The sequence below is a fragment of the Photobacterium nomapromontoriensis genome (genome assembly GCF_050336815.1).
Classification (GTDB): domain Bacteria; phylum Pseudomonadota; class Gammaproteobacteria; order Enterobacterales; family Vibrionaceae; genus Photobacterium; species Photobacterium nomapromontoriensis.
Window position 1 is genome coordinate 88,062 of the sequence record NZ_JAKJSL010000023.1, and the last position, 25,052, is coordinate 113,113.

Below are 25,052 nucleotides of genomic sequence, written 5' to 3' on the forward strand. Positions count from 1 at the left end.
GTTTAACAAAAAATAAACACAAATGCAGATCACCCGTGGTGATCTGCATCCTTGTGTATTGAGGTACGTTGTATGAAGTTATCAGGTAATGGGATAGCAGTTTGTGCCTTTTTAGTCTGGGGATTACTGCCGCTTTATTTCCAATATATTCCAAATGCTAATGTGCTCGAAATATTATCAATTCGAGTATTATTTTCTATCCCTTGTATCTATTTATTACTTAAAGCTTTTTCCATCCCTATGGATAAAATTTGGGCGGCGATGCACAGCAAAAGAACCGTGCTGTTATGCTTTTTAGCTGGGATCTTTAATTTTGTTTCGTTATATAGTTTTACTTGGGCCGTCACTAATGAACAAGTACTGGCCGCAAGTTTGGGTTATTTTATTAACCCTATCTTCTCTATTATTTTTGGTGTGCTATTTCTAAAAGATAAACTGTCCACTTATCAATCTGTCGCTGTTGCGCTCTCCATTGCGGGCATTGGCTGTCAGGTTTTTTACTACGGAGAGTTACCATGGCTTTCCCTTGTCATGGGTGGTGCATTTGCCTTGTATGGTCTCATGAAAAAGTATGTCAACCTTGATGCACTCAGCATCATGATGATAGAACTGATCACCATCTTACCGATCGCCCTGTGTTTTATGCTCAGTGATTTCTGGCAACAGACATCGGTCTTTCAATCCGGTGACAGCAGTAAGATCATGCTGTATTTACTCTCTGCGCCGATCACCCTAATCCCATTGGTACTGTTCTCTCTTGCGGTAGAGCGAACTAACCTCATCATGATTGGTTTTATTCAATACATCGAACCCAGTATCCAGTTCTTGCTGGCGGTCATTGTCTTTGGTGAAATATTGCTGCAGGTGAAAGTGATGAGCTTTGGGCTGATATGGCTAGGGCTACTACTCTGCATTATCGATATGAGCTTTAAAAAACGCACCCTACGCAGAGCGATGGGATAACGAAACATCCCATACGTATCAACGCGTTTGATCTATTCATCGTATTTTCTTTATAAAACGAGGAAGGCAACAGCATTGCGTTGCCTTCCTTGAATTTAAGGCGGCTTGCTCTCTTTTCAATCAGTGTTATCACCCACTGATGAGATACAGACTTGCCGATCACAAAGGCGATTTAACAGCGCCCTGTCATGAGAAATAATCAACACCCCCAGTTGACGTGTTCGACAATGATTGAGCAAGGTTTGCCACAACTGTTTTTGAGTCAGTAAATCCAATGGTGCCGAGATTTCATCACAGAGTAAAAACTGTGTTGAAGGGACTAATGCGCGCACCAAATTAAGACGCTGTAATTGACCTCCCGACAGTTGTTCTGGTTTACGCTGTAACCAACTTGGACAAATACCATAATCCGCTAATAGCAGCATAAAATCGTCACTCTGCCAGCTTTCACGCAATGAACGTTGCAAACTTAGATAAGGATTAAAGGCAAACTCAGGTTGTTGCGTGACCCACTGAACCGGGTTTGCTTCACCTTTAATTCGTGGCGGCGCACACCGTTTACCAGCACTTAGCGGCTGTATACCTGCAAGCACTTTAGCAAGAGAGGATTTGCCACAACCACTTGGCCCGGTTAACCCAACAATTTCACCACGCGTTAACTCGATATCCATCACGTTTAACGGCTTGTCGTGATAGCGTACTTGCGCATTATGCAAACTCAGCATTTAACGTCTCCCAATTTTCAGGCAATGCTTCCCACAATGAACGACTGTACGTATGGCATTGATTATCACGAATCGCATTAGGCGTGGTGAGTTCAATGAGCTCACCTTGCTTAAGCACTAAAATTCGGTCTGACCATTTCATTAATTGACGTAAGTTGTGCGAAATAATCATCATACCGAGATGGTCGTTGTCGGTTTTTTGGCGTAAACGTTGATAAGTGTGATGAGCCGCGTCGTCATCCAGCCCCGCACAAGGTTCATCAGCAAGCAAAAAGTGAGGGTTTTGCACGATTGCCTGAGCCAAACACGCTCGTTTTGCCATTCCCCCTGAAAGCTGGTGTCGATAACTTGATGCAATATTTTGGTCGATACCAAGCTGCTCTAAATAATGGTCTTGGTGGACAAACGCGCGTCGCCAACGTGACAAATGTTGACTAATAGTTCGTAATGGATCAAACACGGCAGCCGATTGCGCCGAGAGCGCAACACTGGCCGAAGCGGTAATATGCCCCTTAATACGATACCCCTTCGGTACATGGCCTAACATTGCGTGCGCAAGCAAGCTCTTACCACTACCGCTTTCGCCAATAACCCCTAGAATTTCTCCTCGTTGAAGATCGAAACTCAGCGGCTTTAGTAGCTGACCATCGCCAAAATTAGCCGTAATTGATAACTGATTAACGCTCAGCATTGACGTTGCCCCGCCATTCACTTGGTGTTGTGATTGATGATGTTTTTTTCGCCTGATGATGTTGACCACGAATACGCAGTGTAATTTGATGTGCAACGGCTGAAAGCAGTAATAATGTCACGACCAGCAGCGCACCGGGTAACACCGCAAGCCACCAATCACCCGCAAGAAAATAACGACTTGCTTGAGATAAAATCACACCCATTGAAGGCGATGACGGATCTAAGCCAAACCCCAGGAAGGTCAACGCCGCCATATGAGACAGAGCAAACGGTAGCATCACCAAAGCCCCCGTGAGCCATTGTGGAATAATGTAAGGGACTAAATGACGACAAAATACCCGCCATCTCGGTTGTCCAAACTGCAACGCTAATTGAAAGTACACCGTATTCGATACGCTGTGCATTTCAAACATCAGTAGCCGCGCAATTCGGGGCCAATGGCTGAGTGCAATGGCGGCAATCAACCCAATAGACGACCCACCAAACGCAAGCGAAAGTAAGATGAGTAATAACAGATGAGGTAATGACAACGACACATCAACCAACAGCTCCACCGCTTGACGAACCCAACGATGTGTCATCGCACACGCCGCGATAATCAAAGCTAATACACTGCTTAATACCACCGCGAAACCTGCCAACGATAAACTGGTCAACAGAGCTTTTAAACTGCGGGTGAGCATATCGCGCCCTAGCCAATCAGTGCCAAACGGGTGCGTCAGTGAAGGCGGCATATTGCGCAGTAACAGGTTAATATCAAGTCCTGAATTAGGCCAGATAAGCGCGAGCAGAAGTAAACCAATCACACTCCATAATGGCCAAAACCCTTTCACTACATCACGAGAGATCAAAGTTAACATCAGCGTAGCGCTCCCGGTGTTAGCTTTAACGCCAATAACGAGGCAATGCCGTTACTGGTAAAAACCAATAGCGCGCCCAGCACCGTCGCGCCCATAAACAGAGCACTATCACTGGCTAAACCCGCCTTGACTAAGGTTTGGCCTAAGCCGGGATAATTGAAGATAGTTTCCGCCAAAATCGAACCACTAAACAATTCAGCAAAATGGCTAAAATGCAATATTACTGCGGGTAGCAAGCTGTTCTTCACCACGTGAAATTGGGTGACCGCTACTGCACTCTGCCCATGTAGCTGAGAATAGAGTGCCGGAGCATCATTAAGCACATCAACGACTTTTTCCCGCGTATGTAACGCAAGCGGCGCCATATAAATTAAAACCAACGTTGTCACTGGAAGGGCTAGATGCGCTAACATACTGGTAAAACTTTGTGCTGAAAAACTACTGTCATAGGGGGCAGCACAGCACACTGGCGTCCACTTTAAGGTGACAGAAAATAGACTGATCAATACCATTCCAAGCCAAAATGGCGGTACAGAAGCCAGTAACCACGCGGTGGTACGAATGATTTTATCCGCCAGCCGATTTTGATAGAGTCCAGCCAATAATCCCAAACCGTAGCCCATCAATAATGCGATCCCCCAACTCAGCCCCATCAGCAGAAACGACAAGCCACCTCGCTGACAGATAACCTCCGTCACGGGTTGGTGATAAAGGTTGGAATAGCCGAAATCACCGTGAAAAACGTGCCCGAGCCATAACCCAAATGACTGCCACCATGACAGATCAAGATGCAGTTGTTGCAGCATCTGTACTTTTTGCGCCGCCGAAACCGCAAATACATTACCGTTAAGGTAGCTATAAATTGGGTCTAAAGGCGAAAAGGCCAGTAAGCACCACGCAAGGATGATCACCAACATTAACTGCAACACTAAACGCAGACTTATTTTTAATACCGTCAACATCATGATGGATCTGGGCACACCCATGTCCAATCAACGATATTGTTCGTTAATGGCCAACCATGATCATGCGGTTCAACCATGGGTGTAGCTAAATCCAAACAAGGATTACCGGCATATAAATGCTGCAGGTTAACTAACCACGTCCACGGTTCATCGGTATAAATAAGCGTTTGAGCTTGGCGATAATATGGCATCGATTGCGACCATGATGCGGCCGACTGTGCCTTATCTAACAGCATATCTACCTGACGGTTTTGATAATAACCACTATTATAAAAATCAACGCCACGATAATCACTGTGATAGGTGTAACGCATTTCACTTGGCGACAACGCACCAAAGCCAAACAATACCGGTTCACGATGCATCACTTTGCTTATGTTTTCCCAACTCGTGCCTTTGGTATCAACAATAATGCCCAGCGGTTTAATCATCTGCGCTACCGTCAACGTTAGCTGTTCACGAATGCTATCACCCGATTTGTAGTAAAGAGTGAACTGCGCTTTCACGCCATTCTTTTCACGTACACCATCGTGTAACCGCCAACCTGCATTATCCAATAATTGCTTCGCCTCATCTAAAGAGGCGTGCACTATCTTAGTAGGCGCACTATTCCAAGGTAAGCTATCTGCAATTGAGTAAGCGGGACGCGCATGGCCTTCTAATAAGCCTTGAACCAAAACATCCCGATCAATGACGTCATCTATTGCGGTGCGAATGGCTTTATCACTGGTAACATCATTGCCAATCGCCTTGCCATCATAGGCCACCATTGGCCACGCGATGCCGCGATTATCGACACTTTTGACACTCCACAACTTCGTATTGCTTGGCAAACTGCGCACGTAATGTGGCGGAATAGCGGCCAAATCAAGTTGATGAGCTAATAATTGCGAAAAACGGCTATCTTCCTCACTGAACACGATAATCAGATGACGAATATCCGGTTTTTTCCCGTAATAATACGGGTTGGCGATAAGCTCTAACAACTGCCCTTTTTGCCAACGTACAAACTGATATGGCCCCGACCCAACAGGATGCTGCGCATACTCCGGACCATAAGCATGCTGCGGAACGATCGCTAATGATGCCAAGGTATCCATAAAAGCGATATCAGGTTGTTTGAGGTGGAAAGTGAGAGAATCAGAAGAACTCACCTCAACGCGGTCTAAGTTGGTTAAGTCATATAGGCTGGCTGCCGATTTTGCCGTACGGTAGGTAAAGGCAACATCTTGCGCAGTCACATTCGAACCATCACTGAATTTCAAGTGTGGTTTTAATGACACTTGCCACGTTCTGCCATCATTCGATAGCGTCCAGCTTTGCGCCAAATCCCCCACTACGTCTAACGAACCATCACGTTTCAACAGTGCGGATTGCATTAATGGATTATTGTAATGCCCCCAGCCATAAATGGGATCGAATCCCGCTTCGGGCTCTGCGCCAAGCGCGATTGTCACCGGTTTAGTATGAGGTTGACGAGGTGGGTTAGTCTGCTGAGTAGTAACCGCTGGCTCAGCAACGGTTTCCGGTGCCGCCCATACACTGGTCGTAAGCGGTAACACCAATAAGGCTGTGACGGGCAACAATGAACGCAAGGTGTGACCTAACGTTTTACCTGAAACGGATCCTGAAAAAAGACGCGTCATTGTTTTAGTTGTATCTTGAATCGTCGCCTTTGGCATAGGCGATGAGTGATTTTGATTATGATCCATTATGAATTCCGTACCAAAGTTGTCCTAAAGCGATGCTGGCATCATTGATGGGTAGTTGCTGATGGGAGAGAAGTTGGAAGCCCTGACTAATCAAATGCTGCTCGCATAACGCGTACAAGACTTTATTTTGAAATACACCGCCGCATAGCGTAACGGTATTAATACCCTTTTGCTCACGCTGCTGAACGGCAAACGCACAAACAGCATCAGCCAGTGCGCCAATAAATCCCCCCGCAATCGCCGCAATACGCTGCGATGTCAAAGGCTTCGCGATAACCGCATCCAATATCTGCGCAAACAAAGCGTGGGTATCCCATTGTAGCGCTAATGATTCAGTGGTTACGGCTACCATCGCTAACGCAAAAGGCAAAGTAAGATCTGTATGGTCGTCACTATCTAGTAAATAGGAAGCATGTTGCGCTATCTTCATGCCCGCTTCGCCCTCAAATTGAGTGCGATCAATCAAGCCCAACAAGCGAGCGACAGCATCAAACAAACGCCCCGTTGAACTGGTTGCAATGCAAGATGCTTTTGATGTCCATAACCGATGCAAATTACGAATTAAGCTCGGTTCACAATCGGCAAGCGCCGTTAAATTCATGGCCAGAATATCGTCTGGCGAATAACGTTCAAATAGCAAAGCTAATAACAGACGGTTAGTGTCTTTAACGGCATTGTCAGCGCCAATCAACATGAAGGGTTTAAAGCTCGCAAGCTGTTGATAGTCATGGATGTCAGCAAGCATCACTTCTCCGCCCCACACCTTGCCATCATCACCGAGCCCGGTACCATCAAACGCAAAACCCAAGACAGGTCCATTCGATTGATTGATCGCTAGCTGAGAAAGGATATGCGCATAATGATGTTGCAGGGCAATTGGCTTACCACCAAGCCCCATCGCTATTTGCGTCGAGGCGTAGTTAGGATGTAAATCATGTACCACGACTTGAGGCATAAACTGATAGCATTGCGTCAATGATGTTAACGTCTGTTGATAGTGCTCTTCACTGGCAAATGAATGTAGGTCCCCGATGTAAGGGCTAACAATCACTTGTTTATCAAAGGCCAACGCCAGACTGTTTTTCTGTTGCGCGCCAGCAGCGAACGTTGCACGAGAGACAGGCTCGTGTAAGGCAAAACTAAGCGGCGCAAAACCTCGCGCCAAGCGAAGCACCATCACCTTGTCATTAATCACTTGTACCACACTGTCATCGCAAGGATGAATAATGGCGCGATTATGATCAAGAATACCATCGACCACCAAACCAAGCTGGCGAATGACGGCCTGACAGTCCGTCAAAATAGGATCGCCGCTGATATTGGCCGACGTTGCTACAATCGGGCAATCCACCCCATCCAATAACAACGCATGCAGTGGTGTATAAGGTAAAAACAACCCGAGACTCTCAATATCAAACGTCAGTTCATCGGCAAGCACCAATGTTGGGTTATCCCGTTTTTGCATCAGCACGATTGGGCGTTGGGCACTGCGCAGTTGCTGCCACTCGGCTTCGCAACCCACCACGACGCTCTGTGCCATCGCCTCATCTTTCACCATGACCGCCAACGGCTTAAGCGGGCGTTGTTTACGCAAGCGTAACTGCTGCACGGCCAGAGAGTTAGTCGCATCGCAAACAAGTTGAAAACCACCCAGCCCTTTAACAGCAATAATTTCGCCCCGCAGAATAGCGCTAATTGCATCTGATAACGCAGACTCAGCCTGGCTTTGCTGGCAACCATCAGCAGTTAAATAACGCAATTGCGGCCCACATTGAGGACAGCTAATTGGCTGGGCATGATAACGACGATCGTTAGGGTCGCTATACGCCTGACGACACGCCGGACACATATCAAAACCTGCCATCGACGTCGCTTTACGATCATAAGGCAATGAGCAAATAATCGAATAACGAGGGCCGCAATTGGTGCAGTTGGTAAACGGATAACGATAATAACGGCTGTGCGGATTGGCGATATCCGCCAAGCAATCAGGACAGGTCGCCATATCTGGCGAAAGCGCCACACTGGCACGACAGGTTTGCTGACTTTTAATAATATGAAAGCCGTTAAACACGGCTTCATCATCGAGTTCCTCGACAGTATAAGAGTCGATACGTGCCAACGGTGGTGGATTAGCAATAATCGCGGCAATACATGATTCAACAGCAGACGCTAAACCATACAAGTGGATCGTGACACCTTGAGGATCATTAAGCACAGAGCCGGATAAACCATGCGCATTTGCCAGACGATACACAAATGGCCGAAACCCCACACCTTGGACGATGCCCTTGATGTTCACTTTACAATGATGGAGCGCCTCTGTTTTCATGCCCTATCTCCGACGACGCTGGCTGAGTAGCAGTGCACCGACACTCAGGTTATTGCCATCAATCATCAGACGTCGATTAGCAAACAACGGAAAATTATTACCCACTCGCACCGCTATACGCTGAGTGAGGCATTCGTTATCCATTTCATCTCCCGCTAACACAACCTGCTTGATGCCGTATTTACTGTCTAAATGCTCAACCCAAGAACCTAAATAATCGGCTAAGGAATCCATGATGCCAAAGGCCAACTTCGGCACATCGTCCATCTCACCGTTAGTCGCTAAACGAAATGCCATGACACTGGCAAGCGTTGGATAGTAATCCAAACCACTAATAGGCATGAGTTCCGCATTGGATTCATCAAACGCAAAATCGACGCGATGGGCGTTTTTACCACGATAGCGCATCGCGGCTGCCACCACTTTATCGGCCAGTTGTTCAGTGGAGTCCCCTTGCTTGGCTAAGCCTAAACAAAATGCACTCATAGCAAATAATGTAGTTAAGTTGTCACGCTCACCATCAAACTGATAGTGCGTTAACATCTCAATATCATTGGCAAACTGCGCAGAGAAACGGCTAACCACTTCGTTACGGCCGCTGGCAATCAGTCGTTCGAGTAGCTGATCGCCACTTTCTGGTAGATCACGTAACTTAAAAAACGTTTCTGTTTTTAGACGGCTACCTAAAGCAATCAACTGACCTGGCGCTTGGCGACTAAAGTAGATCACCGCACTGTTACGCAAAATGCCTGACTCTACATTACCGGCATGTAATGCACACATGGCATGCGTGTCGCGATCTGAGGTATCTGCAAACTCTGAGGGGTTAAATGACACTTTGCCTTTGCGCCAATCCGCACGAAGGCCACGAATAATCGCATAATCGTGCAGCGGCTCTTTCATCGCAAATGGCACGCTAGGTAACGTCATCGGGCTATGATGGGATAACTTGCAATCCAATGACGAGCCAATTTCACTCCATTGATTCGCCACCCAAGCCACCTGCATTTGCGCTTCATTGGTCTGGTAAAACAGATAATCAATACCTTGCTGGCGTAAAATCTCTGCAAATACAGACAGCATACGATTCCAAGCGAAACGTAAATCATAACGAGTGTGCGTTAACTGCGCATGATCTGCATTAGCACGAAGCGTGACCAAGGGTTTTTCCAAGCTTGATAACGCTAATACATGTTGATTATCGGCGGCAAAATGATCATTCAAACGATTAGGGTTACACACCAAGACCTGTTGACGCTGACCATGAATAAATGGCTTCAAACTCACATGGTAATAATGACCATCCACCAAAAATGAAGCTTCGCTTGTTTCACGTAGCTGAGCCGCGCTATTTTGCAGTTCATTAAACGTTATGCAGCTCGGTGCGGTATGTTCGCCGTGGCATAACGCGCATTCCACATCGAGCTGACCAAATTGCGCAGATTGATTATCAGAAAAAAGCGGATAACAGTGATTACAAAATGGTAGTTGCCGATCAGCATGCGTCAGCTTACTGCGGCTACCGATTCTTGCACTCACCACATCCATTTTGGCGTCAGTCAACCAAATTGAAACCATAAAGTCATTAGAGATCGAGGCAGCCAAACGCTCTAATTCCGCTTGGTCACCTTCCGCTTCTAGGACAAATCGACGGTCAATCCAGCCAATTGTGACCGACAATTCCGCATAATTGAGATAGTGATTGCAAAGCTGGGCATAAAACGCCACTTTTCGCGAGCACGCAAATGAAAAACGAATTAACTTCATAACATTTCTCACTGGGTTAACGTTTAAATGAATCAGGGATCAACGCTTCAATGGGAGTATTCGCCACACGTTGATAGTCAACATTCAGTGAATCCATATGTTTCAACAGCGTTTTTTCCATCAGAGGAATCGCTTGGCTAATTTTCTCGGTTAAACCTAAATACATCGGTTCAAGCACCGTTGGTACCACACCCAACACCCACGTTTCCGGGCGGTCCCCCACCATTTCCATCATGATCAGCGTTTGCAGCATTTCCACTTCATGCGCACTGCCTTGCCAGTCAATTTCTGGTGGCGCATTATCAAAGTTAAAATAATAAACTTCGCCCGCATCCACATCCGTCGCGTTGACGGTATCGACCAAAATCAAATGATCATACTGAGATAAAATGGGGGTTAATCCTTGAGCCAGCGTACCGCCATCAAGGGTATCAATTTGATGTTCTGGGTGGCTGAAACGGTAGTTTTCAGCCATATAGTTGACAAAGTGAACGCCGACTCCTTCGTCGGCGTATAAAACATTGCCAATACCTAATAGCAATATTTTCATTCAGCGTGGTCCTTAGTGACTGAAGTGTAGTCATAACCAGAAAGGATTGAGTCAGCGGTACCGTTACGGAAACGAATACCCGTCCAAATCACTAGGTAGATATGGCTCAGTACAAAGACGATAAATACCCAGGTTACATAGTGGTGCCATAAACGAACGTTCGCCAAGCCCCCCATAAGCTGAGTCAGATAATCGGTCACTGGCAACAACATCGCCGCTAGACCACCGTGATAAACGTTGTCATACAACATCAATCCGGTCACGCACATGAAAATAGCCAGCATGGAAATCGACGCGTACACAGCAAGCTGCAATGGACCATAGGCGCCTTGATGCGGTGGTTTACCCATCCACAAATACGCTTTGATCTGCTTAACCCAGCTCTTAGTGCTGACGATATCCTTTACCGATCGTCGTTCAACATTGCTCCGGCTAAAGAAGAACAAGTACACCCGCGCCATGGTGATCGCCACCAACAGAAAGCCAAACACTTCATGAGCAAAGCGGATCCAGCCGTTCACCAATACGTTAGTACTTTCAGGCGCGACCAAAAAAGGCCACGCAATATAAAAGCCAGTAATCGCAAGAGCGGTAATCGCTAACGCGCGCAACCAGTGACAAACACGAATAACAACAGAAAATACCCGCTCTCGTTTATAGAGAACTTCTTTAGTACTCATGATGACCCCCTTAAATCGCGCTTGGATCGATACGGAACTCGCTCAATGATTGACCTTTGTAATCCATCACGTGAACTGAACATGCCATACAAGGGTCAAATGAGTGAATAATACGAAGGATTTCGAGTGGTTTCGTTGGATCATCCAACTTCAGGCCAACCAGAGATGCTTCATACGGACCAACTTTACCGTTACCATCTCGCGGACCAGCGTTCCATGTGGTTGGCACTACGGCCTGATAATTTTCGACCAGACCACCTTTAATGCGGATCCAGTGACTTAACAAACCACGCGGTGCTTCGATCATCGCAAAACCTTTGTACTCTTTATCAGCATCAAGGTTTGGTGCAATGTATGTCGAGGTATCAGATTGAATATTATTCACTAACGCATCAAAGGTACGGTTACCATAACGAGCCTGAACCAGGGTATGTAGCATGCGCGCCGCAGTACGACCCAACGTCGTAAATAACGCTTCTTTTGGTAAACCCGTACGCGCCAAGAAGCCATCAACCACCTCTACGACTTCAGGTACACCACGACCATAGTTAACCAGCACCGCCGCCAATGGGCCGACTTCTACAGGCTCGCCAGCATAGCGCGGTGATTTAACCCAAGAATATTTACCTGCACCGTCAACCGTTGGCAATTTACCAAATACCGTTTCACGCTCAACAAATGGCGTGTGCTCAGGAATTGTTGTGCCATCTAATGGATGCTGCGCGCCCGGCGCGCTATACCATGAGTGCGTCACATCTTCTTCAATCTTGAAGGGGTCGATGTTTTCTACGTTGGCAAGATCGCCATTGCGCACGATACCGCTATGGAATAGGTATTGATCTTGGCCCACTAATACGTCGTCAGTCGACATGAAGTTTCTTACATTTACACCGCCAAGCACTGAAGGCTCTTTGCCGTAAGCATCAGCCGCCATGATAAGGTCAGCTTGGTAAGCACGTTCGATAAACTCGACGACCGTTGCTCGACGCTGAGACCACTCTTGGAGACGCGCAGGGTTAATCATGTCACGCACGCAAGTGATACCACCAACTACGACAGATTGTGGGTGTGGGTTTTTGCCGCCCCAAATCGCCATCATTTCAGCAGCCACTCGCTGGATTTCCAACGCTTTAAAGTAGTGCGACAGACCGATCAGGTTTTGCTCAGGCGTGAATGAGTAAGACGGGTTGCCCCAGTATGCGTTCGCGAATGGACCAAGCTTGCCTGTATCAACAAACTTTTTCACTTTTTCCTGAATCGCACGTAGCTCACCTTCACCGGCAGCCATTGGCGTATCTGAATATTTCATTGCAACCTGGGCGGCCTTGGCTGGATCCGCTTTAAGAGCAGAAACAACATCTATCCAGTCGAGGCCGTGCAGGATGTAAAAGTGCACGATATGGTCATGCATATGCAGCGCTTCAAGCATCATAGAGCGAAGATATTGCGCATTCATTGGCACACTTGCACCAATCGCATCTTCTACTGCTTTAGTACCACAAAGGTAATGAGAGAAAGTACAGACACCACAAATACGTTGAACTAATAAGCCCACGTCAAAAGGAGTGCGGCCTTTCAAAATAATTTCAAGACCTCGAAATAGTGTGGATGATGCCCACGCTTTTTCTACCACATTGTTTTCGTCAACTTCGACTTCAATGCGCAGGTGGCCTTCAATACGGGTGATTGGATCAATTACAACACGCTTGCTCATTCTTATTTATCCTCATCTTTATAAGCGCCAGCAAATAAACTACCTACGGCATGCACACCAATACCCACAGCGGTTAAACCAAGGGTGACCGCACCAATGGTGTCGGCAGTGGCATCAAGCCCGTGAAGTAATTGACGACCAAGCGGTTTTTCAAAGTCCGCCATGTCATCCCAAAAATCAGGTTCAGAACAACCAATACAGCCGTGACCAGCCATCACTGGCCAGCTAGTGTGATTATTGAATCGTAATTGTGGACAGTTGTTATAGGTGTAGGGACCTTTACAGCCTAATTTGTACAGGCAGTAACCATTTTCGGCGGCAGTATCACCAAACTCTTCAACAAACTCACCCGCATCAAAGTGACCACGACGCTCACAGTTATCGTGTACACGTGCGCCATAAGCCCATTTAGGACGGTTAAACATATCAAGCGCGGGCAACTTGCCGAACATGATGAAGTACATCAGTGTGCCGACAATGTTCGATGAGCTTGGAGGACAACCACCAAGGTTAACGACAGGGCGATCGATAACCGCGTGCACGCCTTTCGCCCCCGTTGGGTTCGGTTTTGCTGCTTGGACACCACCAAATGAGGCACAAGTACCCACTGAAATGATTGCAGCCGCGCCTGCCGCCACTTCCTTAACCATCTCTAAACCGGTACGGCCTTTGCAGCCTAAGGTTAAGAATGAACCGCCGTTTGCAGTTGGAACAGCACCTTCCACAGCCAATAAATATTGGCCTTTATAATCACGCATCGCAGCATCAAGGTTTTCTTCCGCTTGCCAACCTGCAGCAGCCATTAGCGTCTCTTGATATTCCAGAGAAACATGATCAAAAATCAAGGTGCTAATATCTGGCGTCGATGAACGGATCAATGATTCAGAACAACCTGTACACTCGGCCATGTGCAACCAAATTAGAGGCACACGATCAGCCAGCTCTGCGGCTTCAGCCACCAAGCTGCTAAATGGCATCGGTAAGGCCAACGCTGCAGTCAGGGTTGCACTCCAAACCATGAAGTCTCGGCGGGTAATGCCATTTTCTTCCAACCGTTCTTGCAAAGGTTGTTGCTTATTGGCAGGCAGTTTACGCAGCAGCTCAAGCCGCGCCTTACCTTGCTCATAGAGGGCAGCATGTGTATCCATTGCTTATCCTTATTATTGTTGTTTTAGTAAGTTCTTAGCACTGTGTAGTGATGATAAGCACCTAAGTGCAAGTCATCTAAACAAGCGTTAATTACGCTTCCAGTTCAAGTTGCATCAATAGCAACTCTTCGCCGTCAATAACCTTGGTATCAAGGCTTTGACAATGAGGGCACATCACCTGTCGTGCCTCCATTAACGATTCTTGCCGACATTGATGACATATAATCACCAGTGGCTGAATTTGCATTTCTAAGATAGCGTCTCGGCAAACCCCTTCTTGCTTGAATGTCTCGAAGGCGGTTTTGAGCAACGTGGGTTCAACACCGCTGAGCACACCCACTTTGATCGCCACTCGTGTCACACTTGAGGCATTATTTTCACGCGCATGGCTTTCACACTGATCAATCAATGCACTGACAATTGAATATTCGTGCATTAACAGATCCTCGGTAATAGCTCGCCCTGAGGACAGTCAAGATAACGCTGACTGCCCCATGGCGTAGTCAGCAATACGCGGCCTTGCTGACGCAGGTTAACGTCACCGATTTGCGCGACATTCTGGCTACAAGCAAAATGCTGCATAATCGCAATAGCTTCTTCAGCCTGATCTGCGGGCAATGCCAGAATAAATGTACCTTCATTGGCAAGATCAAAGGGTTCCATGCCGTAGAGCTCACAAAGACCGCGGACCTCATCACGCACCGGGATCGCTTTTTCATCGAGGGTAATACCAACATTAGAAGCACGAACCCACTCATTCACCACGGCAGATAAACCGCCACGAGTGGCATCACGCATGGCATGGATATCAATACCCGCAGAAATCAGAGCTTCAACCACAGGCCATAACGTTGCGCAGTCACTTTGCAGTTCAGAAGTCAACTCCAAACCTTCACGGCTCATCAATACCGTTGCACCATGACAACCAATATCGCGCGAAACAATAATCGCATCGCCCTCTTGTAAACGACTGACTGAGATGCCCGATTGCTTAACCTGCCCAAGCCCTGTGGTATTAATGAAGATACCGTCAGCACAACCACGAGGAACCACTTTGGTATCACCACAAACAATATGAGCGCCTGAGACTTTCAGTTCTTTCGCCATGCTGTTTACGATGGTTTTCAACGTGTCGAACGGCAAGCCTTCTTCAAGAATGAAGCTGCAGCTTAGGTATTGCGGCTTCGCACCCATCATCGCGAGATCGTTCACCGTCCCCGCTATAGCAAGTTTGCCAATATCGCCGCCGTTGAATATCAATGGTGAGACCGTGAAACTATCGGTAGTAAACGCAGTGTTGCCTGTCAGTGTTAACACAGCCGCATCTTCTTCACGGCGCAAAATGTCGTTATCAAAGGCCGAAAAGAACATCCCTTTGATCAACTGGCTCATTTCTTCGCCGCCGCCACCATGACTTAATTGGATATTTTTACTTTTCATTGAGAACCCCTTGATAACGATAGTAAGCGTTACACGCCCCTTCTGAACTCACCATACAACTACCCAATGGTCGTTGCGGAGTGCAGCCTCGACCAAATACTCTGCAATCTGCAGGTTTAGCTAAACCACGAAGAATATCGCCACATTGACACGCTTTGTGGTCATTGATTTCTTCATGGGTCAGTACGGAATCAAAACGAAGTTCTGCATCACGATGGGCAAATTGCGGTTTCAGCTTTAGCGCTGAATTTTTGATAGGGCCTAAACCACGCCAACGAAACTCGTCACGGGTTTCGAAACACGATTGCACCAATTGTTGTGCACCAACATTGCCTTCAGGGCTAACGGCGCGGCTATATTGGATATCAACGCTGGTTTCGCCCGCTGCTTTTTGACGCACAATACGCAGCACCGCTTCCATCACATCAACGGGTTCAAAACCTGAAACGACAACCGGCGTTTGATACTTTTCAACCAACGGTTGGTAGATATCGGCACCTTGTATCACGCTGACATGTGAAGGACCAATAAACGCATTAACACGCACTTGAGGATCGTCCATCACCGCATCAACCGCAGGTGGCACGAGTACGTGGTTAATATGAAAAAGCAGATTGTCTATACCTTTGGCTTCAGCTTGTTGCAGCAGCACCGCGGTCATTGGTGTCGATGTTTCAAAACCAATCGCGAAAAACACCACAGTTTTGGTCGGATTTTCTTCTGCAATACGCAATGCATCAAGCGGGTCATAAAGAGGTCGAACATCACCGCCTTTGGCGCGACATTCAGCCAAACTCCCTTTTGACCCCGGCACACGAATCATGTCACCCAGAGTCACCAAAATAACGTCGGGCTGTTCCGCTAATGTAATCGCGTGATCGATACGCTCTTTCGGCATCACACAGACCGGGCAACCCGGACCATGAATAAACTGGATATTTTCTGGTAGTAGCGCCTTGAGACCAAACTTCATAATGGTGTGAGTATGACCACCACACACTTCCATAATGTTGAGTGATTCTGGCAATTTTACCGCCTCAAGACGGATTGCATCAGCTAAATGGCGAACGGTTTCAGGGTTGCGAAACCCATCGAAAAGCTGTTTCAAGTCGAGCATTATTCGTTCCCACCATCGAGCTTTTCAATCAACTCTTGGTAAAGAGCAAGACTTTGCTCAGCATCGGCTTTATCGATTTTATTCATCACAAAACCAATGTGGATCAGCACATAGTCACCCAGCTCGAGCGGTTCCATGTATAAATGGCGGCTCACTTTACGCTGTACGCCCAGTGACTCGACAGTGATACTAAAATTTTTGTCATCAATGGCGATAATTTTTGATGGTACAGACAAACACATTGCTCAATCTCACTTACTGTTGTTGGTTAGCCATTCCACAACGGGGATCAGCGTTTCTGGTTGTTTAACCGAAACGTCCATGACAACGGCATTAGGGTTTAACTTCGCAACCTGTTCACGTGCTTCTTGCACATCAAAATCAAAGTACGGTAATAAATCTGTTTTGGTCAGTAGCACCAAGTCAGCGCGGCGAAACATCACGGGGTATTTTTCAATTTTGTCATCGCCTTCTGGCACGGAAACCAGCACAATGTTTTTGTGAGTACCCACGTCATAACTAGCCGGGCACACTAAGTTACCGACGTTTTCAACAAAACAGATATCAAGATTATCCAAAGGCAAGTGATGAAGTGCACTATGAACCATAAAGGCATCAAGATGACACGCGGAACCGGTTTGAATTTGATACGCTTCAATGCCTTGCGCTTTAAGACGATCGGCATCTCGGGAGGTTTCTAAATCCCCCTCAACAACCGCGTAACGCAATGACGTATGCTGATGAAGATGCTCTAGCAAGGTCGTTTTACCACTACCTGGGCTACTCATTAAATTGAATGCTTTAACACCGTGTGACTCAAAATGTTCACGGTTATGCGCGGCTTCTATATCGTTCTTATCGAGAATTTTATGAATAACACTGAGTGTTTTTTTATCGTTAAGTTGAGGGTTTTGAACTAGGCCATCATGATGATGGTGATGATCGGTCAATGAACAGCCACAATCTTTACACATAACAACTCCCAAATATATTCTGTTTATTAATTTACTTTTCTTGTCGCATTTGATTAGATAGAGTTAACTCACTATTAATAGACTATGAATATATAACTCGATAAATAACTCAACGTATACAATGCTAAATTAAATCAAATAAATTCATAAACTTAGAATTAAAAACTCTTGAAAATTGCAATCTAACCTGTGCGTTCAACTACCTATCAAAAAAGAGATAGTAATATGACTCTTATTAGCCATGTTAATGGTTAAAGCATTCCATATAAATGCACAAATGATCAATCTAAATTTCTATTTTTATTTCTATAATCAATACATTGCACAACAATACAGCGACAAACAAATACACAGTTCATCAGGGCAATTACACACTGATACATATCAGTATCATAGACTCCCCCTTCACTATTCTTGATAAATATATTTATTACCTTGAAGTGATAAATTCTCAGCTTAAATATTTAGTCAAAAAAAAAGCCTAGGTGTTAACACCTAGGCTTAAAATATATCAAATTAGCAGAAACCTAAATTCAGCTCCTAATATGAAACATAAAGAAAATAATTAATAACAAATTTAAATTACAATACTAAAATAGTGACAATTATTAATAATTAGAGTCAATCAACACCGCTTCGCCATACTTACCAGCTTGTGGCATTGGTGTGTAAGTTGACTGTGCATTTCTTAGGAATCGAATGCCTTTTGCTCCGATGTGTTGTGCACTGGTAATATCAGCGTCTGAATCACCGTAGTATTGTGTGATACCCGCTGCTTTTAGCTGCTTCTCTTTCTCTAAGCCTCCGGCAAACACAACCGGTTTGATCTGATCACGATATTCTTTAGGGAATATATTACGAATCATGGTTGTTAATGTCTCTTGGCCTTCTGGAGCAGTACGGCCAGTGACAAAATAAACTGTATCACCATGCTTCAAATGCATTTTTACAAGCTCAACGGCTGACTTTTTAGGAATCGAGAATTTATCTAGGCCAGTACTAGCCTCATTCCAAAAGTCCTGATCTTTTAAATAAGCATATGAGTTTGGAGAATATTTCTGCTGGCCATAATAAAATACAGGGGATGAGAATAACAATGTATCATCAATATCTAAACCAACAGTAATCGGTTGAGCGGGTAGATTTTTTTGAATTTCAGAAATAGATACCCAATCGATATCTTCATATTGCTTGTCAGTTGGAGATTGCGCGATATAAGTCTGCATATCGATGGTTTCAAGCGGCTTAGCTGAAACACAAGATGATGCTAATAAAAGAGCACTGATCGTCATCGCAAGTGTTTTATTAAAATGCATTATGATTCCTTTGAATACAGTTATTTAATATTTGTACAGTGACTAACACGTTGAAGCGTGAAGACTACTCCTCAAAAAACGACAAAAATGATAGATAGATCACATTAATATGCAAGAATACATAAAAATACGATTTCATGTATATTACCTTGCTGTTTAAAATATGAGCTAAATTAATATTTACCCACACACCACTTTATAAACTAATTGTGCTATCTAATAGTAATGACACAAATTATCCATCAAAATAATCCGCGGATTTCTCTGATCTCAGCCACAATCACTATCCATGATTCTTCAATAAAAGCACGATAAATATACATATGGTAAATTTTACGACAAATATTAATGCGATGTTTTTTATTCTTCTTTATCTCTTCTTCAATTGAATCGACTAGCCAAGATTCGTCAAAACCGTCCCAGACACCCGCGACACAACATAAATTGCCACCACAAACAGGCGTAACCTCATGTTTTAAAATGTTAAGTATACCCAAGCTACCTCAAAATGCAGGATTCAGAGTGAGCTCAGCGCATTCAATTCTAGGAAAATGTCTGAAGGAATGGTGCTCCCTTTCAAGGGTATTTGACACCGAAGTGATTGCGCTGAATCACTCCCAAAGGGCGAGACTTATTGGCTTCTACTCCTCGTTGCAGATTTTTAACGTAGAGCCACTATGTCTACAAATCTACGCCTTGATTAGAAGCCAATACCTTCTCGCTGAAACGAACATCTTGAGGTGGCTTGGGTATAATTCATCAATAGTGTAGGGTGAACACGCACATTCTTTGGCAATAATTGAATAATATGATTCACGATCACAGTCTAAAAAGAGTTCAGATAAGGTTATCCAAAGTTGCCTACGCACACCTAAGTCATAAACCGTTGAGATCACCATCGAAGCCATCCTCTCATAATACAATCCCTTGTGTTCTATAAATGTCAGATTTCAGAATTAGTGATTGTAAATTTTATCCGTCTACACAGTAAGAAGCTAGGTGCTATTTCTTTCAACACATTTGGTAATCATTGCCTACATCGAGCAAAAACAGAACAAAAACGAGAGACTCATCACCTTATTTTGTTGATCACAGGGATAGCATCTGCAAAAAGTTTGATGATAATCACTATTGGATGTATCAGTTATGCCTTATTTACATTTTCTTTTTGGCCTTGCGGTTGTTGCAGCCCTCGCCTTATTAGCTAGCAAAGATCGCAAGAACATAAAAATCCGTTATATTATTCAACTTCTTGTGATTGAAATGGGGCTGGCTTATTTCTTACTCAATTCCTCGACGGGAATAGGGATTATCACCGAATTTGCGGGTGCCTTTAATGGCCTAATGTCATTTGCATCCGAAGGAACAAACTTTGTCTTTGGTAGCTTAATCAATAAAGATGGTTTTGATTTCTTTTTACAGGTATTAATGCCGATTGTCTTTATTTCAGCCCTTATTGGTGTCTTACAACACATCAAAGTATTGCCAGTAGTTATACGAGCCATTGGTTATTTGCTATCTAAAGTTAACGGTATGGGTAAGCTGGAATCCTTTAACGCAATCAGTGCATTAATGGTGGGCCAGTCTGAGAACTTTATTACTTACAAAGATATTCTAGGCCGAATGTCTGAACGTCGCATGTACACATTGGCTGCGACGGCTATGTCGACTGTTTCGATGTCAATCGTCGGCTCTTACATGCAGCTCATCGCCCCTAAATATGTTGTTGCCGCCTTATTCCTCAACATGTTCAGTACTTTTATCATCCTGTCGATCATCAACCCTTATAATCATGAAGAAGAAATCGATTTTGATGACATGATTGGTGGTGACGAAATTGAAAGACTCACCTTTTTCGAAATGCTGGGTGAATACATTCTAACCGGTTTTAAAGTCGCGGTAATCGTTGCGGCAATGCTAGTCGGCTTTATCTCACTGATCGCAATGGTTAACGCTGGTTTCTCCTTCGCCTTCGGTATTAGCTTCCAAGATCTGATTGGTTATGTGTTCTACCCTATTGCATGGCTAATGGGGATCCCAGCCAGTGAAGCCTTACAGGCAGGCAGCATTATGGCGACTAAATTAATCTCAAATGAATTTGTCGCTATGATGGCAATGCAAGATCAGCTTGGTAGCTTGTCTGCGCACACTGTCGGCACGATTTCTATCTTCCTGGTCTCTTTCGCGAACTTCAGTTCTATCGGTATTATTGCCGGCGCGGTGAAAGGGGTAAATGAAGAGAAAGGGAATATGGTTGCTCGCTTCGGCCTACGCCTACTATATGGTTCAACATTGGTGAGCATCCTTTCAGCGATGATTGCCAACATCATGATGGTTTAATAACTAATTCAAACAATAAGTATTTTGTTTTAGTTCATTAACGCGAGAATAAAAAACTCATTGTCGGTCACAACCCCCGTTGTGGCCGATTTTTTCATCGACAATGAAAAGACGCCTATTCATAAAATAGGCGTCTTCGATAACATCTAGAACAACGACGATTATCAGCTGTTATCTTTACAAACAGATCAGAAGTGCTCCCTGACCCATTGAATATAAAACTTAACGGATTGAATGATTCGCCATATGCTCAAGCGCTTTGATCATCGCAGAGTGGTCCCAGTTAGAACCGTCCAGCGATGCACACGTATTGAATAGCTCTTGCGCTGTTGCCGTATTTGGCAAATTGATGTTTAGGGCGCGTGCACCTTCCAAGGCCAAGTTCAGATCTTTCTGGTGCAGTGATATACGGAAACCAGGGTCGAACGTACCGTTGATCATACGCTCACCATGCACTTCCAGAATCTTTGAAGAGGCAAAGCCGCCCATCAGTGCCTGACGAATTTTCGCTGGATTGGCACCCGCTTTTGATGCGAATACAAGCGCTTCAGACACAGCTTCAATGTTCAATGCAACAATGATTTGGTTCGCTACTTTACACGTCTGGCCATCGCCGTTAGCACCAACAAGTGTGATGTTCTGTCCCATGATGTCGAACAGCGGTTTTGCACGTTCGAAAATTTCATCACGACCACCCACCATGATAGAAAGCGTTCCGTTAATGGCGCCGACTTCGCCGCCAGATACCGGAGCATCAAGGTAGAATGCGCCCAATTCCTCGATTTTTTTCGCAAATTCTTTGGTCGCAATTGGTGAAATTGAACTCATGTCAATCACCACTTTATTCGCAGATAACCCCTGTGCGATACCCATTTCACTAAACAGAACGTCATTCACTTGTGGTGTATCTGGTACCATCACTATGATAAAGTCACACGCTTCAGCAACTGCGGCAGGCGTCGGCGCAGCAAAACCATTATCACCCAACAAATCTGCGGGGGCTGACTCGAAGTGCTCAGAGAAATACAAGGTATGGCCTGCATTTTGCAGATTCTTTGCCATTGGCTTGCCCATAATGCCTGTGCCGATAAAACCGATATTTGCCATTTTTCTATCTCCGATTCTCAATTCTTTATGCCATTAAATTAGGTTGTATTCTTTCAGCCAGCCAAGGCCAGCTTCTGTTGTGGTGGCGGGCACGTATTCACAGCCAATCCAGCCTTGGTAACCAATCTCATCAATGTGCTTAAGCAAAAATGGGTAGTTAATTTCACCCGTTCCTGGTTCATGGCGGCCAGGATTATCAGCCAATTGAATATGGGCAATATTGGCTTGCTTGTCTTTCAACGTCCGCGCCAAGTTACCTTCCATAATCTGCATGTGGTAAATGTCATACTGGTAACCTAAATTTTCCTCGCCCACTTCAGCGACAATACGCAGTGCCTTCTCGGTGCTATTCACAAAAAAGCCCGGCATATCTTGAGTATTAATCGCTTCCATGATCAAACGGATGCCTTCCGCTTTTAGCTTTGCGGATGCAAATTTCAGATTGTCGATCACCGTGTGGTATGCGTCTTCTTCTGATACATGCTCTGGTTTAATGCCAACCAGACAGTTTACTTGCTCACACTTCAGCGCTTTTGCATAACGAATAGCGCTGTCAACACCGTTACGGAACTCTTCAACACGATCCGGATGGCATGCGATACCACGCTCCCCTTTCGCCCAATCGCCAGCAGGCAGATTGAACAGCACTTGGGTTAAACCAAATTGATACAATTCTTCTGCAATTGCTTGTGCTTCGTAGTCGTATGGGAATAAATATTCAACACCACGAAAGCCTGCTTTCGATGCCGCTTCAAAGCGATCCATAAAGTCATATTCAGTGAAAAGCATGGATAAGTTGGCTGCTAATTTAGGCATGGTCACTCCATTCAATGTTGTTGGCACTCTCCCTCTAACTCGTTGTTGAGGGAAAGTGGTAAATCAATTAATCCAAGTCGATGATGTCTTCAAATTCCATCACTTTGTCGATATCTGGACCCATCGCGATATTTGTTACACGTTCAGTAATCACTTCAACGACAACAGGCACCTGGAACTCTTTCAACCATTGCTGAGCTTTGCGCAGTGCTGGCTGGATCTCTTCTGGGTCAAACACACGAATCGCTTTACAGCCAAGTCCTTGAACAACCGACACGTGATCCACACCGTAGCCATTCACTTCCGGGGCGTTAATATTTTCAAAGTCCAACTGAACGCAGTGATCAATGTCAAAAGCACGTTGAGACTGTCGAATCAAACCAAGGTACGCGTTATTGATGAGTACATGGATGTAAGGCAGTTTAAACTGAGCACCCACAGCCAGCTCTTCCATCAAAAATTGGAAGTCATAATCACCCGACACACCGACGACTGGCGTGGTTGGATCGGCTTTCACCACGCCTAACGCCGCAGGCATTGTCCACCCAAGAGGACCCGCCTGACATGAATTAATCCAGTGACGCGGACGATGCACATGCAAGAACTGGTTGGCTGCAATTTGCGCATTACCGATGGTTGCTACATAGCGCGTTTCAGGACCAAATACCGCATTCATCTCTTGGTAAACACGTTGTGGTTTTACTGGGTTATTATCGAAATCAGTACGACGAAGCATGGTGCGCTTGCGCTCTTGGCATTCACCCACCCATGTAGCACGGCATTTCAGTTCGCCACGCGATTGCATCTCTTTTGCAACATCAACAAACACTTTCAATGCTTCGCCTGCATCAGACACAATGCCAAGATCAGGGCTGAAAATACGACCGATTTGCGTCGGTTCAATATCAACATGGATAAACTTGCGACCTTTGGTATAAGTCTCTAGTGCACCGGTATGACGATTTGCCCAGCGGTTACCGATACCAAAAACAAAATCAGATTCTAAGTAGGTTGCGTTACCGTAACGATGGTTCGCCTGACACCCCATGCGGCCAGCCATCAGCTCATGATCATCAGAGATCGCCCCCCAACCGCGTAGCGTTTGGATCACAGGCACACCAGTAATTTCAGCAAATTGTTGAAGTAACTCAGCTGCACCAGCATTAATGATGCCACCACCAGCAACAAGCAACGGCTTATCGGCTTCATTCAACATTTGTAATGCGCGTACTGCCTGAGCGCGTGTTGCTTTAGGTTTATGGGGTTCTAGTGGCTCATACAAATCGATATCAAATTCGATTTCCGCCATCTGTACATCCATTGGCAAATCAATATGTACAGGACCTGGACGACCAGAACGCATTTCATAGAAGGCTTTTTGGAAAGTGCCAGGAACCTGACCCGCTTCGCGAATAGTCACTGACATTTTTGTCACGGGTTTCGCAATCGCTTCAATATCAACACCCTGGAAATCTTCCTTGTGCAATTTAGCCGTTGGCACCTGCCCGGTTAGCGTCAAAATTGGCGTAGAGTCCGCAGACGCAGAATAAAGCCCGGTAATCATGTCTGTGCCCGCAGGACCAGATGTCCCGATACACACACCGATATTGCCATCTTTAGCACGGGTATAACCCTCTGCCATGTGAGATGCACCTTCAACGTGACGCGCTAATACGTGTTCAATGCCACCAAGCTTTTTCAATGCTGCGTATAGCGGGTTAATTGCGGCACCAGGGACACCAAACGCGACCTCTACCCCTTCTTTTTTCATGATTAAAACTGCCGCTTCAATCGCTCTCATCTTTGACATAATACTTCTCCAAAAACTCCGCA

The 25,052-nt window shown here is 45.4% G+C and carries 24 protein-coding genes; 2 read left to right on the forward strand and 22 right to left on the reverse strand.

Going from position 1 to position 25,052, the window contains the following annotated elements:
- Positions 1–72: 72 nt before the first annotated feature.
- Positions 73–963 carry an EamA family transporter RarD gene (rarD, locus tag L4D12_RS09115; RefSeq protein ID WP_428447519.1) on the forward strand — a complete coding sequence of 297 codons (891 nt, stop codon included), beginning with the start codon at positions 73–75 and terminating at the stop codon, positions 961–963.
- Positions 964–1,079: 116 nt separating this feature from the next.
- Here rarD and L4D12_RS09120 read toward each other — a convergent pair whose 3' ends face one another.
- The 19 genes from L4D12_RS09120 to L4D12_RS09210 all read right to left on the reverse strand — a co-directional run bounded on the left by L4D12_RS09120 (position 1,080) and on the right by L4D12_RS09210 (position 19,864).
- A complete protein-coding gene (locus L4D12_RS09120) occupies positions 1,080–1,688 on the reverse strand; it encodes an ATP-binding cassette domain-containing protein (protein ID WP_428447520.1) in 609 nt (202 codons plus the stop codon).
- On the reverse strand, positions 1,672–2,379 hold the full coding sequence (locus tag L4D12_RS09125; RefSeq protein WP_428447521.1) for an ATP-binding cassette domain-containing protein: 708 nt from the start codon (positions 2,377–2,379) through the stop codon (positions 1,672–1,674). The genes L4D12_RS09120 and L4D12_RS09125 overlap by 17 nt, the downstream gene beginning before the upstream one ends.
- Positions 2,366–3,241 (reverse strand): ABC transporter permease, encoded by an 876-nt coding sequence (locus L4D12_RS09130; protein ID WP_428447522.1) that lies wholly within the window; start codon positions 3,239–3,241, stop codon positions 2,366–2,368. Before L4D12_RS09130 ends, L4D12_RS09125 begins: the two co-directional genes overlap by 14 nt.
- Positions 3,241–4,221 carry an ABC transporter permease gene (locus L4D12_RS09135; RefSeq protein ID WP_428447523.1) on the reverse strand — a complete coding sequence of 327 codons (981 nt, stop codon included), beginning with the start codon at positions 4,219–4,221 and terminating at the stop codon, positions 3,241–3,243. Before L4D12_RS09135 ends, L4D12_RS09130 begins: the two co-directional genes overlap by 1 nt.
- The gene (locus L4D12_RS09140) at positions 4,203–5,918 is read right to left on the reverse strand and encodes an ABC transporter substrate-binding protein (RefSeq protein WP_428447524.1); all 1,716 of its coding nucleotides are present in this window, start codon (positions 5,916–5,918) and stop codon (positions 4,203–4,205) included. Before L4D12_RS09140 ends, L4D12_RS09135 begins: the two co-directional genes overlap by 19 nt.
- Positions 5,908–8,250, reverse strand: coding sequence for a carbamoyltransferase HypF (hypF, locus tag L4D12_RS09145; RefSeq protein ID WP_428447525.1), 2,343 nt, complete (start codon positions 8,248–8,250; stop codon positions 5,908–5,910). Before hypF ends, L4D12_RS09140 begins: the two co-directional genes overlap by 11 nt.
- Before the next feature lie 3 nt (positions 8,251–8,253).
- Positions 8,254–10,017: a hypothetical protein gene (locus L4D12_RS09150; protein ID WP_428447526.1), complete on the reverse strand. Its 1,764-nt coding sequence runs from the start codon at positions 10,015–10,017 to the stop codon at positions 8,254–8,256.
- Between the two features lie 16 nt (positions 10,018–10,033).
- Entirely contained in the window at positions 10,034–10,567 is a 534-nt protein-coding gene (locus L4D12_RS09155; RefSeq protein ID WP_428447527.1) for a HyaD/HybD family hydrogenase maturation endopeptidase, read from the reverse strand.
- Positions 10,564–11,247 carry a Ni/Fe-hydrogenase, b-type cytochrome subunit gene (gene cybH, locus L4D12_RS09160; protein WP_428447528.1) on the reverse strand — a complete coding sequence of 228 codons (684 nt, stop codon included), beginning with the start codon at positions 11,245–11,247 and terminating at the stop codon, positions 10,564–10,566. The genes L4D12_RS09155 and cybH overlap by 4 nt, the downstream gene beginning before the upstream one ends.
- A 10-nt stretch (positions 11,248–11,257) precedes the next feature.
- Positions 11,258–12,961, reverse strand: coding sequence for a nickel-dependent hydrogenase large subunit (locus L4D12_RS09165; RefSeq protein ID WP_428447529.1), 1,704 nt, complete (start codon positions 12,959–12,961; stop codon positions 11,258–11,260).
- Positions 12,962–12,963: 2 nt separating this feature from the next.
- The gene (gene hyaA / locus L4D12_RS09170; RefSeq protein ID WP_428447530.1) at positions 12,964–14,109 is read right to left on the reverse strand and encodes a nickel-dependent hydrogenase small subunit; all 1,146 of its coding nucleotides are present in this window, start codon (positions 14,107–14,109) and stop codon (positions 12,964–12,966) included.
- A 91-nt stretch (positions 14,110–14,200) separates the two neighbouring features.
- On the reverse strand, positions 14,201–14,545 hold the full coding sequence (gene hypA / locus L4D12_RS09175) for a hydrogenase/urease nickel incorporation protein HypA (protein ID WP_428447531.1): 345 nt from the start codon (positions 14,543–14,545) through the stop codon (positions 14,201–14,203).
- Positions 14,545–15,549 (reverse strand): hydrogenase expression/formation protein HypE, encoded by a 1,005-nt coding sequence (gene hypE / locus L4D12_RS09180; protein ID WP_428447532.1) that lies wholly within the window; start codon positions 15,547–15,549, stop codon positions 14,545–14,547. The genes hypA and hypE overlap by 1 nt, the downstream gene beginning before the upstream one ends.
- Positions 15,539–16,666 carry a hydrogenase formation protein HypD gene (hypD, locus tag L4D12_RS09185; RefSeq protein WP_428447533.1) on the reverse strand — a complete coding sequence of 376 codons (1,128 nt, stop codon included), beginning with the start codon at positions 16,664–16,666 and terminating at the stop codon, positions 15,539–15,541. The genes hypE and hypD overlap by 11 nt, the downstream gene beginning before the upstream one ends.
- Entirely contained in the window at positions 16,666–16,908 is a 243-nt protein-coding gene (locus L4D12_RS09190; RefSeq protein WP_428447534.1) for a HypC/HybG/HupF family hydrogenase formation chaperone, read from the reverse strand. The genes hypD and L4D12_RS09190 overlap by 1 nt, the downstream gene beginning before the upstream one ends.
- 9 nt (positions 16,909–16,917) lie before the next feature.
- A complete protein-coding gene (gene hypB / locus L4D12_RS09195; protein ID WP_428447535.1) occupies positions 16,918–17,640 on the reverse strand; it encodes a hydrogenase nickel incorporation protein HypB in 723 nt (240 codons plus the stop codon).
- 608 nt (positions 17,641–18,248) lie between these two features.
- Positions 18,249–18,956 (reverse strand): acid phosphatase AphA, encoded by a 708-nt coding sequence (gene aphA, locus L4D12_RS09200; protein ID WP_428447536.1) that lies wholly within the window; start codon positions 18,954–18,956, stop codon positions 18,249–18,251.
- A gap of 242 nt (positions 18,957–19,198) precedes the next feature.
- Positions 19,199–19,453, reverse strand: coding sequence for a DUF7079 family protein (locus tag L4D12_RS09205; protein ID WP_428447537.1), 255 nt, complete (start codon positions 19,451–19,453; stop codon positions 19,199–19,201).
- 192 nt (positions 19,454–19,645) lie between these two features.
- The gene (locus L4D12_RS09210) at positions 19,646–19,864 is read right to left on the reverse strand and encodes a DUF7079 family protein (protein ID WP_428447538.1); all 219 of its coding nucleotides are present in this window, start codon (positions 19,862–19,864) and stop codon (positions 19,646–19,648) included.
- Between the two features lie 238 nt (positions 19,865–20,102).
- On the opposite strand from L4D12_RS09210, the gene L4D12_RS09215 reads away from it, so the two are divergent.
- The gene (locus L4D12_RS09215) at positions 20,103–21,296 is read left to right on the forward strand and encodes a NupC/NupG family nucleoside CNT transporter (RefSeq protein ID WP_428447539.1); all 1,194 of its coding nucleotides are present in this window, start codon (positions 20,103–20,105) and stop codon (positions 21,294–21,296) included.
- Positions 21,297–21,518: 222 nt separating this feature from the next.
- On the opposite strand, the gene glxR is transcribed toward L4D12_RS09215, so the two are convergent.
- From glxR to gcl, 3 genes are all read right to left on the reverse strand, one after another.
- The gene (gene glxR, locus L4D12_RS09220; protein ID WP_428447540.1) at positions 21,519–22,403 is read right to left on the reverse strand and encodes a 2-hydroxy-3-oxopropionate reductase; all 885 of its coding nucleotides are present in this window, start codon (positions 22,401–22,403) and stop codon (positions 21,519–21,521) included.
- A 33-nt stretch (positions 22,404–22,436) separates the two neighbouring features.
- Positions 22,437–23,219 carry a hydroxypyruvate isomerase gene (gene hyi / locus L4D12_RS09225; RefSeq protein ID WP_428447541.1) on the reverse strand — a complete coding sequence of 261 codons (783 nt, stop codon included), beginning with the start codon at positions 23,217–23,219 and terminating at the stop codon, positions 22,437–22,439.
- 67 nt (positions 23,220–23,286) lie between these two features.
- Positions 23,287–25,029 carry a glyoxylate carboligase gene (gene gcl / locus L4D12_RS09230; RefSeq protein WP_428447542.1) on the reverse strand — a complete coding sequence of 581 codons (1,743 nt, stop codon included), beginning with the start codon at positions 25,027–25,029 and terminating at the stop codon, positions 23,287–23,289.
- Positions 25,030–25,052: the final 23 nt, after the last annotated feature.

Coding starts and splice junctions, on each gene's coding strand:
- gcl (WP_428447542.1), bottom strand. CDS start 25,029: ATGTCAAAGATGAGAGCGATTGAAGCGGCAGTTTTAATCATGAAAAAA.
- L4D12_RS09190 (WP_428447534.1), bottom strand. CDS start 16,908: ATGTGTTTGTCTGTACCATCAAAAATTATCGCCATTGATGACAAAAAT.
- aphA (WP_428447536.1), bottom strand. CDS start 18,956: ATGCATTTTAATAAAACACTTGCGATGACGATCAGTGCTCTTTTATTA.
- rarD (WP_428447519.1), top strand. CDS start 73: ATGAAGTTATCAGGTAATGGGATAGCAGTTTGTGCCTTTTTAGTCTGG.
- hypE (WP_428447532.1), bottom strand. CDS start 15,549: ATGAAAAGTAAAAATATCCAATTAAGTCATGGTGGCGGCGGCGAAGAA.
- L4D12_RS09210 (WP_428447538.1), bottom strand. CDS start 19,864: ATGGCTTCGATGGTGATCTCAACGGTTTATGACTTAGGTGTGCGTAGG.
- L4D12_RS09130 (WP_428447522.1), bottom strand. CDS start 3,241: ATGTTAACTTTGATCTCTCGTGATGTAGTGAAAGGGTTTTGGCCATTA.
- L4D12_RS09150 (WP_428447526.1), bottom strand. CDS start 10,017: ATGAAGTTAATTCGTTTTTCATTTGCGTGCTCGCGAAAAGTGGCGTTT.
- L4D12_RS09155 (WP_428447527.1), bottom strand. CDS start 10,567: ATGAAAATATTGCTATTAGGTATTGGCAATGTTTTATACGCCGACGAA.
- L4D12_RS09215 (WP_428447539.1), top strand. CDS start 20,103: ATGCCTTATTTACATTTTCTTTTTGGCCTTGCGGTTGTTGCAGCCCTC.
- glxR (WP_428447540.1), bottom strand. CDS start 22,403: ATGGCAAATATCGGTTTTATCGGCACAGGCATTATGGGCAAGCCAATG.
- hypF (WP_428447525.1), bottom strand. CDS start 8,250: ATGAAAACAGAGGCGCTCCATCATTGTAAAGTGAACATCAAGGGCATC.
- L4D12_RS09165 (WP_428447529.1), bottom strand. CDS start 12,961: ATGAGCAAGCGTGTTGTAATTGATCCAATCACCCGTATTGAAGGCCAC.
- cybH (WP_428447528.1), bottom strand. CDS start 11,247: ATGAGTACTAAAGAAGTTCTCTATAAACGAGAGCGGGTATTTTCTGTT.
- hyi (WP_428447541.1), bottom strand. CDS start 23,219: ATGCCTAAATTAGCAGCCAACTTATCCATGCTTTTCACTGAATATGAC.
- hypD (WP_428447533.1), bottom strand. CDS start 16,666: ATGCTCGACTTGAAACAGCTTTTCGATGGGTTTCGCAACCCTGAAACC.
- hypA (WP_428447531.1), bottom strand. CDS start 14,545: ATGCACGAATATTCAATTGTCAGTGCATTGATTGATCAGTGTGAAAGC.
- hypB (WP_428447535.1), bottom strand. CDS start 17,640: ATGTGTAAAGATTGTGGCTGTTCATTGACCGATCATCACCATCATCAT.
- L4D12_RS09125 (WP_428447521.1), bottom strand. CDS start 2,379: ATGCTGAGCGTTAATCAGTTATCAATTACGGCTAATTTTGGCGATGGT.
- L4D12_RS09120 (WP_428447520.1), bottom strand. CDS start 1,688: ATGCTGAGTTTGCATAATGCGCAAGTACGCTATCACGACAAGCCGTTA.
- hyaA (WP_428447530.1), bottom strand. CDS start 14,109: ATGGATACACATGCTGCCCTCTATGAGCAAGGTAAGGCGCGGCTTGAG.
- L4D12_RS09140 (WP_428447524.1), bottom strand. CDS start 5,918: ATGGATCATAATCAAAATCACTCATCGCCTATGCCAAAGGCGACGATT.